Origin of the sequence: Streptomyces sp. IMTB 2501, assembly GCF_001953885.1 — a bacterium.
In the GTDB taxonomy this organism is placed as follows: Bacteria; Actinomycetota; Actinomycetes; order Streptomycetales; family Streptomycetaceae; genus Streptomyces.
Genome location: NZ_MQUS01000027.1, coordinates 117,487 through 131,336, shown reverse-complemented (window position 1 = coordinate 131,336; position 13,850 = coordinate 117,487). Strand labels below are relative to the sequence as shown.

Genomic DNA, 13,850 nt, shown 5'->3' with positions numbered 1-13,850 from the left:
GCAACATGCCAGAACCGATATCAACCTGACCAAGCACTACTAGGCATTGTCGTCAAACTCCTTCCCCCACTGCCTCAAGGGCTTGGGAGGTGCCCCCAGCCCGGCGGCGTCCGCCACCTACATCTGTCGCGTTGCCGTCGGTCGCCGACGCTCCCCCACGCTCGGCTGCGCTCACGTGGCGGCACTCCCATCGCCGCCGCCGGGCCCGTCCTCCGGGCGGACGACGAGTTTGACGACAGGGCCCTTAGGCCCGCTACCGGGCTACCGGACCTTGCAGCCCTGATCCGAACAAAGGACCCCGGGCCGACGGTACGAGGGCACGACGGACTGCAGGCACGAGGCCGGCCGCCGCGGTGCCCCTGAGGAGCGCCGCATGATCTGCGCGGGTCGCGTGTGGTGGGCCGGGGCGGTGCGCGGGCGGCCGGCAGGGGAGGGGCGCACGGCGCGGGCCGGGAGTGTGCCGAAGACAGTGCAGGACCGCTTCGTGATGGCGCTGTTCATGGTGTTCACCGGGGGTGTTGATCAGAGTTCTCGGGATAGCGGGATAGTCAGAGGCGTGGGTCTCGGCGACGGCTCGTAACGCTCCGCGCGCGTGTACGGCCCCCGCAGCTGCTGACGAAACAGAGCTGCTGCTCCTCGGGCATGGACAAACAGCGCCAGACGGACTGCTTCGGTTTCGCACTGCCCGGCCAGGTCGGCGTGATCGGCTGGTCGGCCATGTCCTGACGGTGCGCCGTCGGCCTCCGTGGTCGGTACGGGGGCGATAGAGCCTTGCCCGCGCCAGGATCTACACTCAGTTGGTAGCCGCAAGCAACGGAACGTAAGTGATGATCGGCACGGGCCATCGGAGAGGCCGAGAGGGAGCCGTGGGCTCGCACGTCGATCGGGGGCGGAACAAGCTCCTCGACCGGAGGCTGGTGAAGCTCCTCCGTCGGGGACGGGTGAAGCGTCTCGGCGACGACCTGGTGGACCGCACAGACATGAGCCTCGAAGCCGGGCAGCGTCCGGGCGGTGAGGCGAGGCAAGGAGATCCGCACGCATGACCACGTCCGCATCCCCGGCCCGCGGGGGAACCGCAGTGATATCCGGGTCGGCGCCGCCGGCCGACGGTAAGCTGACGCACCGTCAGATCATGACGATCCTCAGCGGCCTGATGCTGGGGATGTTCCTCGCGGCGCTCGACCAGACCATCGTCAGCACCTCGATCCGTACGATCGCGGACGATCTGCACGGCCTCAGCGCACAGGCGTGGGTCACCACCGCGTATCTGATCACCTCCACCATCAGCACACCGCTGTACGGCAAGCTGTCCGACCTCTACGGCCGTAAGCCCTTCTTCCTGGCGGCCATCACGATCTTCATCGCGGGCTCGGCGGCCTGTTCGTTCGCCACCTCGATGACCGAGCTGTCCGCCTTCCGGGCCTTCCAGGGCATCGGCGCGGGCGGTCTGATGTCCCTGGCGCTGGCGATCATCGGTGACATCGTCCCGCCCCGCGAGCGGGCCCGGTACCAGGGCTACATGCTCGCGATGTTCGGCTCCTCCAGCGTGCTCGGCCCGCTGATCGGCGGCTTCCTGGCAGGCCGTAGCAGCATCCTGGCCATCGCCGGCTGGCGCTGGGTGTTCCTGGTCAACGTGCCGGTCGGCATCATCGCGCTGTTCGTCGTCGCCAAGGTACTGAACCTCCCGCACACCCGGCGTGAGCACCGCATCGACTGGTGGGGCGCGCTCACCATCGCCATCGGTGTGGTGCCGCTGCTGCTCGTGGCCGAGCAGGGCCAGTCCTGGGGCTGGACCTCCACGAAGGCCTACGCCTGTTACGCGGTCGGCGTCGTCGGTCTGATCGCATGGGTCCTCGTCGAACGGGCCATGGGCGAGGAGGCCCTGATCCCGATGCGGCTGTTCCGCAGCGCGGTGTTCAGCAAGATGAGTCTGCTGTCCGTGATCATCGGCATGGGCATGTTCGGCGGGATGATGATGGTCCCGCTGTACCTGCAGATCGTGAAGGGCGTCAGCCCCACCAGGTCCGGCCTGCTGATGCTGCCGTTGATGGTCGGGATGATCGCCGGGACCATCGTGGTCGGCGGCATCATCCAGAAGACCGGCAAGTACAAGATCTTCCCGGTCATCGGCTCGCTGCTGATCATCGCCGCCATGCTGCTGTTCCACTACCGGGTGCAGTGGAACACGGCGCTGCCCGAGACCATGGCCTACATGGCGCTGTTCGGCATCGGCCTCAGCGGATGCATGCAGATCCTGACCCTGGCCGTGCAGAACGCCGTAGAACCCAAGGACATGGGCGTCGCGACCGCGTCGGCCACCTTCTTCCGGCAGATGGGCGGCACCGCCGGTACCGCGATCTTCCTCTCCGTGCTGTTCAGCACCGTCGGCGACAAGATCGGCTCGGCCTTCCGGTCGGCCGCCGGGACGCCCGCCTTCCAGGCCGCGCTCCATGACCCGGCCGTGCGCGCCAACCCCGCGAACGCGCCGGTGCTGGAGATGATCAAGCACCCCGGGGCTAGCGGCGGCAGCGGCTCGGGTGTGCTCGACGACTCCTCGTTCATCCAGCGGCTAGACCCGCGCCTGGCCCAGCCGTTCAAGGCCGGCTTCACCGACTCGATGCAACTCGTGTTCCTCATCGCGGCCGCCGTGATGGTCCTGGGCTTCCTGGTCGCCGTGTGGACCAAGGAGGTGCCGCTGCGCCAGGTCTCCGGACTGGAGGCGCGGGCGGCGGAGGAGAACGGAGGCGCGGCACCGGAGCCGACTCCGACCACTGCCGCCGAGCCTCCCGCCGCGGAACTTGCTGCCATGCAGGACACCGCCGCCGAACCGGCGCCCACCGGGAGCCGGCCCGATGCCGCGCCGCCGGCCGACCGGTTCGTTCCCGTGCCCGGCGCCCCGCGGCACGGCGTCCGCGGCCGGGTGCTGGACGGTGCGGGCGCACCGGTGCCACAGGCCGTGATCACCTTGATCGACGTGGGCGGACGGCAGCTCGGCCGCGCCGTCAGCGGTGAGGACGGCGGCTACGACCTGGCCGTCACCGGCCCCGGCACCTATGTGCTGATCGGCGCCGCCGGTGCCCGGCAGCCGCAGGCCGTCACCGTGGTGGTCGGCGACGAGACGGTCGAGTGCGACCTCGCGCTCAGCGGCACCGTCGCCCTCACCGGGTCGGTCCGGGACGCCGCGGACGGACACGCGCTGGCAGGAGCCCTGCTGGTCGCCACGGATGTGCGCGGCGAGGTCGTGTCCTCCGGAACCTCGGCCGTCGACGGCGCCTTCGCGCTCGCCGACCTGGTCCCCGGCGGCTACACGCTCGTGGTGAACGCGCCCGGACACCGCCCGGCCGCCCTCACGGTCGACGTCACCCCGGGCGCCATGGACGCCTGCGAGATCCGCCTCGAACCGGGCGCCCGGCTCCGCGGCGTCGTCACCGCAGCCACCGGCGACCCCCTCGACGAGGCCAAGGTCACCCTGCTGGACTCGGCCGGCAACGCGGTCGGCACCACGATCACCGGCTCCGACGGCGCCTACGGGTTCACCGACCTGGACGGCGGCGAGTACACCGTCATCGCCAGCGGCTACGCCCCGGTCGCCGCCTCGCTGCGCCTGGACGGCAGCAGCGTCACCGGCTTCGACCTCGAACTGTCCCACCAGGACGAGTCCCGGTAGCGCCCACGACCGGTCGCGAGCGCACCGTGCTCGCGACCGGAATACGACGACGAAGCCCCGCCGGAATGCCCCGGCGGGGCTTTCGCGCGCACGGCGAAGGCCGACTTGCCCGGCCCGCCCATGCCGGTCATGGGCGACCACCGCGCAGGACGTGGAGTCCGAGGTGAGGCCGGTATGAGGCGGGCGATCTCACGACGCCGGCCGACGTCGTAGTGCATGACATCGGCGGGCAGCTGGGAGGGGGCCCGTCGCGCCGTGTGCCGTACTTGGTCGCCGCCCCCGGGCCGGGCATCGGCGCGCAGGATGCGCGGATGCAGCTCACTGATGGCCGGGCCGGGGGGCATGCCGAGTTCGTCGCTGAGTCGGTGCGGGCCGTCGGCGTACACGGTCAGCGTCTTGGCCTGCCCTGCGGTGCGAGGGAGCACCGGCGTCAGCGGTGCATGGAGGCGCTCGCGCGGCGGATGCCGGCGGGCGTAGCCCGTCAACTCGCCGATGACTCCGTCGGCAGGGGACCGGAGGCCCGCAACGTCTGCTCGGCCCGGAGGTCGACGGCGCGGAGGCGGGACTCGTCGGGCCGGGCGGCGAGCGAGTCCCGTAGGGGGTGTCGGCAGCCCGCCGAGGGCGGGGCCGCGCCACAGGTCGAGAGCGCGCCGGAGCCTCGCGGCGGCGGGCTCGTTATACGTGCGGGCCCCGGCCTCGGCGTTGTGTACCAGGGCGCCGAACGCGTGGCAGTCCACCGTCTCGGGGCCGCCGGCGAGTTGGTACCCGGACGGGTGGGTGGTGATGGTGAGAGCGAATTCCGAGAGGGCTGTGCGCAAGGCCGCGATGTGCCCCTGCAGGGGCCGGCGCCGTGTGTGCGGGAGGCTGCTCACCGCGGAGCAGCCCGCAGAATCGCTCCAACGGAACGATTCTGCCCAAACGAGCCCGTTTCTCGTCCTCGGTGACCGCACCGAACTCCTCGCTCTGGACCCGGCGTTCCCCATGACGGCGCGGCGTACACGATCACACGACCAGGGACTGTCCGATGGCCGTCCCCAGCGTCACCCTCGACCGGGACCGCCCGCGAAGCCGCACCGGCGGTACGCGCCGCGGCTGCTGCGTGCGGTCGCCAGGCTGACCGGCGATCTCGGCAGAGCCGAGGACATCGTGCGGGGGATGTTCCTGCGGGCCAGGCAGCACCCCGAGCAGATGGAAGCCGGCGCCCGTCCCGTGGATCTCCACGAGAACGTCCTGCGGGACTGCGATGTCGCGACGCACATCGGGGTGCCCGTGGGCGCGGTGAAATCCCGCAGTCACTACGCACAAGGAATTCGAGAGACGGACGGAATGCATAAATCTTTCCTGGCGGCGGGCATGACGCTGGCCGCCACCCTCACCGGCTGCACCACTGCGCTCTCCCCGACGGGCGGACCCGGCTGGAACGCCGAGGCCGTACGGGAATCCGCTGAGCAGTACACGTCCCTCTGCGCCGATCCCACCGGAATGCCGGGACCTGCCGGGGGCGTTCCGCCGGTCGCGCCGGCCGTCGCGAGGACGGGCGAGGTGTCGGTCTTAGCAGGACAGACAGGCTCCGGCGAAGGCGATGAACAGCCCATGCCTGCCCTGGCGCCGGTCCTCGTCTTCTGCGTCTACGGCTCGTCCCCCACGCTCGCAGCCCCGGCCCAGGTACCCGAGTCGCCGTCCTGTCCGGCCCGGCAGGTCTCCGTCGTACGGCCGAGGCCGGGGGTCGCCTGGGCCGTCGCGGCCGACGGCACGCCCATCCCCTTCCCGTACCCGCTGATCGGAGCCCCTGGCGAGGGCGACTGCGCTCCTGTCGTGGACGACGTCCAGGCACGGTTATGGCGTTGAACTCCACGGACAGCCAGACAGCCAGACAGCAGGGCTCAGCCCGGGGAAGGCGAGGGCCGGGCGGGGATGCTTCGGCGGGCGTTGGCGATGAAGGAGCCGGCGGGCCGCAGTTGGTCGGCCGGCACGCCCAGGTGCACCTCGGGGAACCGGTCGAACAGCGTCGGCAGGGCCGATACGCGCATCCAGCCGTGCCAGTTCCGCACCGATGCGGTAGTGCGGTCCGTGGCCGAAGGACAGATGCTCGCGCCGCGTCGGGCGCCTGAGGCCGAAGGGAGCCTGCGGTGGAGCTGTGGAGAGCGGGGGAACGGGGCACCAGGAGCGCGATGCCGACGAGTTCAAGCTCGCCGAGCCGCGCGCCGGTCTCCACGTCGCGGGCGGCGATGAGCGGGGTGAGCAGGTTGTCGGCGGCCACCGGCCTTTGCGCGCGATCAGCTCGTTCAGCATCGCGGCCATGCGGGGTGTGTGCGGCCGCCCTTGGGCCAGGTCTCTCCGGACACCGCCTCGGCGCCGATGAACGCCGAGTCCGTCTGGAAGCCCGGCACCGGGTCCGGTGTGACCGTCGCCGTGCTCGGATCGGGCGTCGACCGCACGAGCCGGGCCGTCGGCAAGCGGCTGGAGTTCGGCCCCGCCCGTGCAGAAGGGGCGGCATCCGCGCCGTTGTGCGGGCGGGCGCGGGCGATCCTCGTCGCCGTACCGGCGCAGCACGGCAGCCCGGCCCTGAGGCGGCCGCGCACGACGCGACGCGTGCCCGAGCGCTCTTCGTGGCACCGCCCCAACTCGACCACCGGATACCGCAGCACGGCACGCTCTTCCCGGCGGCCTACCCCGAGCGCCCCGACGCCGAGACCGAAGCCCATATGCTCGCCTGCCCAGGGCATCGCCCCGACCGCAGCCGCAGCCGCAGTGCCCCTGACCGTCGCCATAGGCCTCACCCCGGCGCTGATCCGGGGCGTCCGCCACCGGGCCGAAAGTTCCGCGACGGAGCGAGAAACGGCAGGTGAAGCCAGACGATGAGGATCTTCGCGCCGCCGCCGCATCGTGGGACAGCAGTACCGATTCGACGGGCGAGAAGACGCCCCCGTCCTGATCTTGGGTCCCTCACTGGGTACCACATGGCACATGTCGTAAAAGGCGTCCAGGGGCGTCCAGCTGGTTTCAGTGGGGGCGCGTATGTCCAGGTCAGGGCCTTGTGCAAGGGCAGCGTCCATGGGGAACGCCTGCCCGGGCAGCCGACCCGCCGCAGGAAGGCACTCCCCGGTGCGAAATACTCTCCCGATGAGTTCACGCACTTCTCCGATCAGCCAGCCGATCACGATACGGAGGGCGGTCGCGCGGGATGCCAAACGGCTCACGCGGCTCGTGCGTGGCTCAGGCGCCTACGAGGGTAAGTACCAAGCCGCAGTGGCGGGCTACCGGGTCGGTCCTGATTACATCGAAGCCCACCGCGCCTTCGTAGCCGTCGGCGCCGACGAGTATGGAGGCCGGGTCGTCGGGTTCTACTCGCTCGTCCTCGCTCCACCGGAGCTGGACCTGCTGTTCGTCGCCGACGAAGCGCAAGGACGTGGTATCGGACGGCTGCTCGTCGCGCACATGCAGTCCGAGGCCCGTGCTGCCGGGCTCGACCGTGTCAAGGTCGTGTCGCATCTTCCCGCCGAGGACTTCTACCACCGCGTCGGTGCGGTGCGGACCGGGACCGCGCTCGCGAACCCGCCCGCCATGCCGTGGGACCGTCCCGAATTCGAGTTTCGCGTTCCTTCGGAATGACGCGGTGCCGGTTCGCAGGGCACCGGCTTCGCCTGCATGGTGGTCGGCATGCAGGAGCCGCTGGACGCCTCGCGCTCCGTGTGTGCCGTCGTCTCTGCCCTGGCGGGGGAATCGCCTGCGCCATCGGCCTCTCCCGGCGCCTCACTCGTCTCCGGCACTCCCAGGGCCATCGAAATGCGTATACCTCGGCTCGTTCCACACAGGATCGAGGTCGGCCGCGTAATTGCGTAGTTCACACAACCCTGATCTGCGAGACGAAGTGACCACAGTCCACCGTCAGCGCTGTGCTGCAGGGGGTGATGCCTTGCCAGTGCGGCCATCAGCGCAAGTGGAAGTAGTCACAGCCCTTGACCCGTGGAGCTTGGCCGGCCGGCGCCGGTGCGGCCCGCGGTGGAGCGGATCGGCGGGAGGCTCCGGACAGGGGCATCAGAGCCCGCCCGTCGTGGGTGTTGGCCAGGTCCGACCCGGCGTTCGGGTCGTCGTAGGCGTCGACGATGGCGAAGGTCCTGCCGGAGCCGCTGGCGGAGGAGGCGGGGGTCAGGCCGTAGGCCGACTGCAGGTCGCTGAGGCCGTAGCCGGTCGGGGAGTCCGCGGCGGCGTTCGGCCGGACGGTCTGCGGCGCGATGGCCTTCTTCGCCGCCTGCTCTTCCTGGAAGGCGGTGGTGCCGCTGGTGACGCGCAGGGCGTTGCAGGACGCGTAGCCCGTCTTCGGGGTGCCGGCACACTGCAGCATCTCCAGGCGGAACCGCCGGCCCGCCCAGCGCTACGGCGTCGGGAGCCGTTGCGGGGAGCGGAGTACGAGCAGGGTGATCTCGCTCGGGGCGAAGACGCGGAAGGGAGGGCCCCAGAAGCCGGTGCCACGGCTGGTGTAGAGGAGGGTGCGGGTGCCGTGGCGGCTGAGGCCGGCGAGGGCGGGCTGGTCGATCCGGACCAGGTGGTGGAAGGGCCAGATCTGGCCGCCGTGGGTGTGGCCGGAGAGCTGGAGGTCGACGCCGCCTGCTGCCGCCCGGCCGACGAACTTGGGCTGGTGGGCCAGGAGCAGGACAGGGTGGTCGGGGTCGGTACCGTGCAGGGCTCCGGCGAGGTGGGCGCCGTGGCCGGCGAGGCCGGAGGACTCGGCCGTGACGTCATCCACGCCGGCGACCACGAGGGTGTCGCCACCGCGTTCGAGCAGCAGATGACGGTTGCGCAGCGGCTCCCAGCCCAGCTCGTCCATCAGGTCGACCCAGCCCTGGGCCTCGCTGTAGTACTCGTGGTTGCCGGTGACGTAGACCCGGGCCCGGGTGGCCTGCACGGTGCCGAGTGGGGCGGCCTGGGCGCGGCGGCGTTCGGCCGTGCCGTCCGCGATGTCTCCGGTGTGGCAGACCAGGTCGGCCTTCAGCGTGTTGACCGTCTCGCAGACCCGCGCCGACCAGCGGGCGCGGTCGAGCGGGCCGTAGTGGGTGTCGGTGATGAGGACGACGCGCGTGCCGTCCAACCCGGCCCCCAGGCGCGGAAGTTGCACGTCCAGACGGCGTATCCGTGGTACCCGTCGGGCCTCGGCGTACCCCCAGGTGAGCAGCACGCTGGCTGAGCCGAGGACCGCCCAGGTGACGATCCGGGCCCGGTCCTGGCCGTCGCCGACGCCGGTCACGGTCAGGGCGAGCCGCAGCGGGACGCCGAGCACGACGGACCAGGCGAACAGGGTCCAGATGGTGCCCAGGAGGGTGTCTCCGACGATCGCCGCCCAGTCCTGCTGGCGTCGGCCGTGGCCGCGCACCATCGCGAGCGGCATACCGATCAGGCCGAGGGCGAACAGCGCGGTGCCGGCGAGCGTGACAGGGAGCGGCCAGTGCTGGCCGGTGTGCAGCAGCAGCCAGCAGGGCACGGTCCACAGCAGGACGGGGGCGATCAGGGGGAGGTAGCGCATCAGACGGTGCAGTCGGCTCTGCTGAGTCGCGTGCGCTGCACTGTCGGCGGATCGGGTTTCGCTGGTGTCGGTCACGCTTCCCCTCCTTGGGCAACCGGGCTGCCGTCGCGCGCACTGTATCCGGCCGTCCCGGGCCTGTCGGACGGGACGCTCATGGTGGGCAGCCCCATGCGGCGAGGCGGCCTCCGAGTTCGCCCCCGGCTCACACGGTTGGTGACTCTGCTCCTGACCGGAGCCGTGGCCGGCTTCGAGCGGTGAGGCGTAGAAGCTCCGGAAGCTTGCGAAGGCGTCGGCCGTCAAAGCCCGCACCCAGGCCATCAACCAGCTCAAGTCCGTCCTCGTCACTGCTGACCCCGCCTTGCGGGAAGAACTGGCCGGACTGGGCAATGCCGAACTCTTCCGGACCTGCGCGCGGTTCACCGACGCGAGCGGTCACGAGGAGGGCGGCGAGGAGTCGGTGCTGCAGGCGACTCGGATCACGCTGGGTCTGCCGGCTCACCGGATCGGCCAGCCGGACAACCCGGAACGCCTGGGCAATGAGGCGTCGTTCGCTGCGCTGTGCGGGGTCAGTCCTGTCGAGCGTTCCTCGGGCAGTCGGCAATACCGCCGCCTCAATCGTGGCGGCGACCGGCAGGCCAACGCCGCCCTGCACCGGATCGTGCGGACTCGCCTGCGTGTCGACCCGCGCACCCAGGACTATTACGAACGCCGCAGCGAAAAGGGCAAGACCCGACGCGACATCGTCCGATGCCTCATCGAGGAAGTATCGGTGCCGCGGCCCAATCCATGGGCCGTGACTCCCTGGTGAGTGTCGGGGGACGGCCTCGTTGCCGTGCCGCGTTCGACGGCCAGTTTGAGTATTGCCGCCCCTGACACGCCGAGGCCCCAGACCGGCGTCAAGGACATGCCCCACCGAGGGCCGAACATTGAGGAACCGGCAGCCGGGTCCCGTCACTTGCGGAGTCAACCACCGACTCCGGCAGGAGGGACTCAAACTCTGGCGGGCTACGGCGTGCAGCGACCGGCTACCAGGAACAGGGCGGCCGCAGCCTCGCGCTCGTCCTCGACGTGCTCACCATGCTCGAACACACCTGGCACCAGTAATTCTTGCTCCATCACCGCTTCGAGCCGTTGGCGCCGCCACCCCGTCTCGGCTGCGCTTGCTGCTGGGGCATGGCACCACTTACGAGTTGGGCGGAACACGGGTGCTGCAGGAGTGTTGGAGTGGCGACTGCGGAGGAGCCGAGTGGCACGCCACTGGTCACCGGCCGTTGCCGGGGCGCAGTGACAGCGAGCACGAGCAGTCCGGCCTCTGCCACGAACAAGGCAAAGGAGGACGGTCGGTACCCGCCCGATGACCCCATCCACCGCCGGACCGCCGGCTGAGCAGACAGCGCCTGGGCCACAATGCCCTCATGACCGACGACCAGTCCCGGAATCCCGCTCGTCCACTGCTGCGACGCCCTCAGGACGGTGAGCTCATAGACGTTGCCGGTGTCGCTCACTTCTTCCGGCTCACCGGCAGGCACACGGGCGGACGCTTCGCCTTCGAGGAGTTCGGTCTGGCCCCCGGAGTGGTCGGCGCCAGACCGCACGTCCACGATGGACACGACGAGTACTTCTACGTCCTCGAAGGGGAGTTGACCCTCCACACCGGGGACGGCGAGGTAGCGGTCGGCTCCGGGCACCTGCTCGCCGCGACCCGCGGCACCCCGCATGGCTTCCGCAACGCGGGCTCGACTCCGGTACGCGCCCTGTGCCTGTACACCCCTGCCGGCTACGAAAACTACTTCCGTGATGTCCATGCCGCGGTGAATTCCGGGGCCGAAGTGACCGATGAGCTGCTGGCAGAATTTCGCAGCCGTTACCGGACCAGTTCCTACTAGCATGTCGGAGCGAGGCGGGGCTCCCTCGCAGTGTCGCCTCCGTTCTCGGCACGCCCCGCGCCGCCTCTCGTTCTGGTGGCTTCGGTGATCACAGGTGGTCCACGGACGGCTTCGGCGCCGCGCCTGTCGGGCAGTGGGACGAGGCGGACGTAGCGACTGATGCGGTCGACCAGTATGGCGATCGCGGACCGGAGGCAACTGGCGCACAGACCTCACCCACCGGCCCGAGCACCGTGGCGGCGCGGACCACCGCACCTGAGGCGCACACCGATCCCTATGCTGACGGCATGATCGATGTGCCGATTTCAGCGCTGGAAGTCGCGGTGGTCGAATCAGGGACCCGTGGCGTGGAGACCCTGCGGGACACCGCCACCTTCGCTCGCAGGCTCGAACTACTCGGGTATCACCGGATCTGGTACGCCGAGCACCACCATTCGCCCGCGATCGGCGCGTTTCCACCGGTGGTGCTGATCGCTCATGCGGCGGCCTCGACCTCAGCCATACGGCTCGGGTCGGGCGGAGTGCTGGCGCCCAACCATGCGCCCATCACGCTGGCGGAGCAGTTCGGAACGCTGGCCGCGTTGCACCCGGACCGCGTCGACCTGGGTATCGGCCGCGGCCCTGGCACCTTCGACGAGGCCACCGCGCGGGAATTGCGCCGCGGAGCCGGACCGGCGACGGACGCGCAGTACCACGACGACGTCGCTGCGATCCTGTCCTTTCTGGTCGACGAAGTGGCACTCGGCCCGCTGCCGGAGCCATGGCTGCTGTGCTCCAGTACCGCAGGTGCCGCCCTCGCCGCGCGTCTCGGCCTGCCGATCGCCGTCGCACACCACATCCGGCCCGACAACACCTTCACGGTGCTGGAGCGCTACCGTGCGGCGTTCATCCCGTCCCGCTGGTGCGAGCAGCCCCGGGTTGTGGTGTGCGTGGAGGCGATATGCGCTGAGACGGAGCGGGAAGCGGCGTGGCGAGCCGGGCCCATGGACGTCGTCAAGGCCGGACTGCTCAAAGGGCTGAGCGAGATTCCCTTCCCCACGCCCGCGGATGCCGCCGCCCATCCCTTCACGGCAGAGGAACGGCAGGCGCTTGCCGGTTTCCGCGCACAGCAGGCGTGCGGGACGCCCGAGGCCGTCGTACGCCGGCTCGCGCAACTGGCCGCCGAGACCGGAGCAGATGAACTCATGCTGACCACACCTGTCTACGACCTTGACGCCCGCGTGCGCTCCTACGCCCTCATCAAGAAGCACTGCGAGGCCACGAAGGCACCGTGACAACCGCGCCGCACCGAACCGTCCGTCCTGACCCGCCCACCAGGGCTGCTCCGCGTACCGGATCAAGGAGGGCAAGACCCGGCGCGAAATCGTCCGATGCCTCAAGCGCTACGCGGCCCGGGAGGTCTTCCACCTGGTCAGACGGCTGCAGTCAGGACCCCGCTCATCGGGGCTGTCGTGATACGTGAGAGGGTCTGACGCGTGAGTGAGACACCGTCGAACACCCTGCAATACCGCTTTGACGGGCCAGAAGACGCCCCCGTCCTGATCCTGGGTCCCTCACTGGGTACCACATGGCACATGTGGGACCGCCAGGTCCCGGAGCTGACCAAGCACTGGCGGGTCTTCCGGTTCGACCTGCCCGGCCACGGCGGCGCCCCCGCCCACCCGGCCGGTGCCGTCGCCGAGCTGACCACCCGGCTGCTGGCCACACTGGACTCGCTCGGCGTGCAGCGGTTCGGCTACGCGGGCTGCGCGCTGGGCGGCGCGATCGGCATCGAGCTGGCGCTGCGCCACCCCGAGCGGCTCGCCTCGCTGGCGCTGGTCGCCACCTCGCCCCGGTTCGGTACCGCCGACGAGTTCCGGCAGCGCGGGGTCATCGTCCGCACCAATGGCCTCGACCCGATCGCCCGGACCGCGCCGGACCGCTGGTTCACCGGCGGGTTCGCCGCGGCCCAGCCGGCGATCACCGAGTGGGCGGTGCAGATGGTCCGCACCACCGACCCGGGCTGCTACATCGCCGCGTGCGAGGCGCTCGCCGCCTTCGACGTACGTGCCGAGCTGGGCCGGGTCGGCGCGCCGACGCTCGTGCTCGTCGGCTCCGACGACCAGGTCACCGGGCCCGCCGAGGCCCGCACCCTGGTCGCGGGCATACCGGACGCGCGGCTCGCGGTCGTCCCCGGCGCCTCCCACCTGGTCCCGGTCGAGCAGCCGGCGGCCGTCGGCGACCTCCTGGTGCACCACTTCTCCACCGCCTGGCAGCAGCCCTACGACACCGGCCAGACCGTCCTGCCGACGGCGGCGGTGCTGCCGGTCCCCGCGGCGGCGCCCGCCCCCGTGCCTCGCGCCGAGATAGCTCCGGTCGCCGAACCGGCCCAGCCGGCCGTGCGAACCGACCGGTACGAGACCGGGCTCAAGATCCGCCGGGAGGTACTGGGCGACGCGTACGTGGACGGGGAGCTGGCGCAGTCCGACGGGTTCTCCGGGGACTTCCAGGAGTTCATCACCCGCTACGCCTGGGGCGACGTCTGGGACCGGCCGGGCCTGGACCGCCGTACCCGCAGCTGCATCACGCTGACCGCGCTGGTCGCGGGCGGCCATCTGGAGGAACTGGCCCTGCACACCCGGGCCGCTCTGCGCAACGGGCTCACCCCGGACGAGATCAAGGAAGTGCTGCTGCAGGCGGCCGTGTACTGCGGGGTGCCGGCCGCGCGCAGCGCGTTCCGGGTGGCCCGGCAGGTCATCCAGGAGGAGACCACGCCCGCCGAGTGAGCGGCGTGCCG

Annotated in this window: 12 protein-coding genes; 7 read left to right on the top strand and 5 right to left on the bottom strand. The window is 70.7% G+C overall.

The features are described from left to right. Window positions 1-1,039 precede the first annotated feature (1,039 nt). Window positions 1,040-3,667, top strand: a complete 2,628-nt coding sequence (locus tag AV521_RS35240) for an MDR family MFS transporter (RefSeq protein ID WP_076094401.1) — start codon at window positions 1,040-1,042, stop codon at window positions 3,665-3,667. On the opposite strand, the gene AV521_RS52900 is transcribed toward AV521_RS35240, so the two are convergent. Further along, window positions 3,577-4,650 carry a BTAD domain-containing putative transcriptional regulator gene (locus AV521_RS52900; protein ID WP_079249547.1) on the bottom strand — a complete coding sequence of 358 codons (1,074 nt, stop codon included), beginning with the start codon at window positions 4,648-4,650 and terminating at the stop codon, window positions 3,577-3,579. The genes AV521_RS35240 and AV521_RS52900 overlap by 91 nt on opposite strands. Before the next feature lie 163 nt (window positions 4,651-4,813). On the opposite strand from AV521_RS52900, the gene AV521_RS35230 reads away from it, so the two are divergent. After that, entirely contained in the window at window positions 4,814-5,515 is a 702-nt protein-coding gene (locus AV521_RS35230) for a hypothetical protein (RefSeq protein ID WP_143658700.1), read from the top strand. A gap of 35 nt (window positions 5,516-5,550) precedes the next feature. On the opposite strand, the gene AV521_RS52360 is transcribed toward AV521_RS35230, so the two are convergent. Next, window positions 5,551-5,697: a hypothetical protein gene (locus tag AV521_RS52360; RefSeq protein WP_179023620.1), complete on the bottom strand. Its 147-nt coding sequence runs from the start codon at window positions 5,695-5,697 to the stop codon at window positions 5,551-5,553. Window positions 5,698-5,952: 255 nt separating this feature from the next. After that, window positions 5,953-6,393: a hypothetical protein gene (locus AV521_RS35225; protein WP_179023618.1), complete on the bottom strand. Its 441-nt coding sequence runs from the start codon at window positions 6,391-6,393 to the stop codon at window positions 5,953-5,955. Between the two features lie 397 nt (window positions 6,394-6,790). Here AV521_RS35225 and AV521_RS35220 point away from each other — a divergent pair, with 397 nt between their 5' ends. After that, on the top strand, window positions 6,791-7,279 hold the full coding sequence (locus tag AV521_RS35220; RefSeq protein WP_076094394.1) for a GNAT family N-acetyltransferase: 489 nt from the start codon (window positions 6,791-6,793) through the stop codon (window positions 7,277-7,279). A 319-nt stretch (window positions 7,280-7,598) separates the two neighbouring features. On the opposite strand, the gene AV521_RS51440 is transcribed toward AV521_RS35220, so the two are convergent. Then, window positions 7,599-8,012: a hypothetical protein gene (locus AV521_RS51440; protein ID WP_256725792.1), complete on the bottom strand. Its 414-nt coding sequence runs from the start codon at window positions 8,010-8,012 to the stop codon at window positions 7,599-7,601. 30 nt (window positions 8,013-8,042) lie between these two features. Further along, complete coding sequence (locus AV521_RS35210; protein WP_076094391.1) at window positions 8,043-9,263, bottom strand: metallophosphoesterase; 1,221 nt, start codon at window positions 9,261-9,263, stop codon at window positions 8,043-8,045. Window positions 9,264-9,546: 283 nt separating this feature from the next. Between AV521_RS35210 and AV521_RS52895 the strand changes: the two genes are divergently transcribed. The 4 genes from AV521_RS52895 to pcaC all read left to right on the top strand — a co-directional run bounded on the left by AV521_RS52895 (window position 9,547) and on the right by pcaC (window position 13,839). Next, window positions 9,547-9,996, top strand: coding sequence for a transposase (locus AV521_RS52895; RefSeq protein ID WP_076094389.1), 450 nt, complete (start codon window positions 9,547-9,549; stop codon window positions 9,994-9,996). 607 nt (window positions 9,997-10,603) lie between these two features. Beyond that, on the top strand, window positions 10,604-11,074 hold the full coding sequence (locus AV521_RS35200; protein ID WP_076094387.1) for a cupin domain-containing protein: 471 nt from the start codon (window positions 10,604-10,606) through the stop codon (window positions 11,072-11,074). A 287-nt stretch (window positions 11,075-11,361) separates the two neighbouring features. Next, the gene (locus AV521_RS35195) at window positions 11,362-12,348 is read left to right on the top strand and encodes an MsnO8 family LLM class oxidoreductase (RefSeq protein WP_076094385.1); all 987 of its coding nucleotides are present in this window, start codon (window positions 11,362-11,364) and stop codon (window positions 12,346-12,348) included. Between the two features lie 201 nt (window positions 12,349-12,549). Then, window positions 12,550-13,839, top strand: coding sequence for a 4-carboxymuconolactone decarboxylase (pcaC, locus tag AV521_RS35190; RefSeq protein ID WP_076094383.1), 1,290 nt, complete (start codon window positions 12,550-12,552; stop codon window positions 13,837-13,839). The last annotated feature ends 11 nt before the right edge of the window (window positions 13,840-13,850 follow it).

Excerpts from the sequence above, each read along its gene's own strand:
- AV521_RS35240 (WP_076094401.1), top strand. The coding sequence starts at position 1,040 with ATGACCACGTCCGCATCCCCGGCCCGCGGGGGAACCGCAGTGATATCC.
- AV521_RS52900 (WP_079249547.1), bottom strand. The coding sequence starts at position 4,650 with ATGGGGAACGCCGGGTCCAGAGCGAGGAGTTCGGTGCGGTCACCGAGG.
- AV521_RS52360 (WP_179023620.1), bottom strand. The coding sequence starts at position 5,697 with ATGCGCGTATCGGCCCTGCCGACGCTGTTCGACCGGTTCCCCGAGGTG.
- AV521_RS35225 (WP_179023618.1), bottom strand. The coding sequence starts at position 6,393 with ATGCCCTGGGCAGGCGAGCATATGGGCTTCGGTCTCGGCGTCGGGGCG.
- AV521_RS35220 (WP_076094394.1), top strand. The coding sequence starts at position 6,791 with ATGAGTTCACGCACTTCTCCGATCAGCCAGCCGATCACGATACGGAGG.
- AV521_RS51440 (WP_256725792.1), bottom strand. The coding sequence starts at position 8,012 with ATGCTGCAGTGTGCCGGCACCCCGAAGACGGGCTACGCGTCCTGCAAC.
- AV521_RS35200 (WP_076094387.1), top strand. The coding sequence starts at position 10,604 with ATGACCGACGACCAGTCCCGGAATCCCGCTCGTCCACTGCTGCGACGC.
- AV521_RS35195 (WP_076094385.1), top strand. The coding sequence starts at position 11,362 with ATGATCGATGTGCCGATTTCAGCGCTGGAAGTCGCGGTGGTCGAATCA.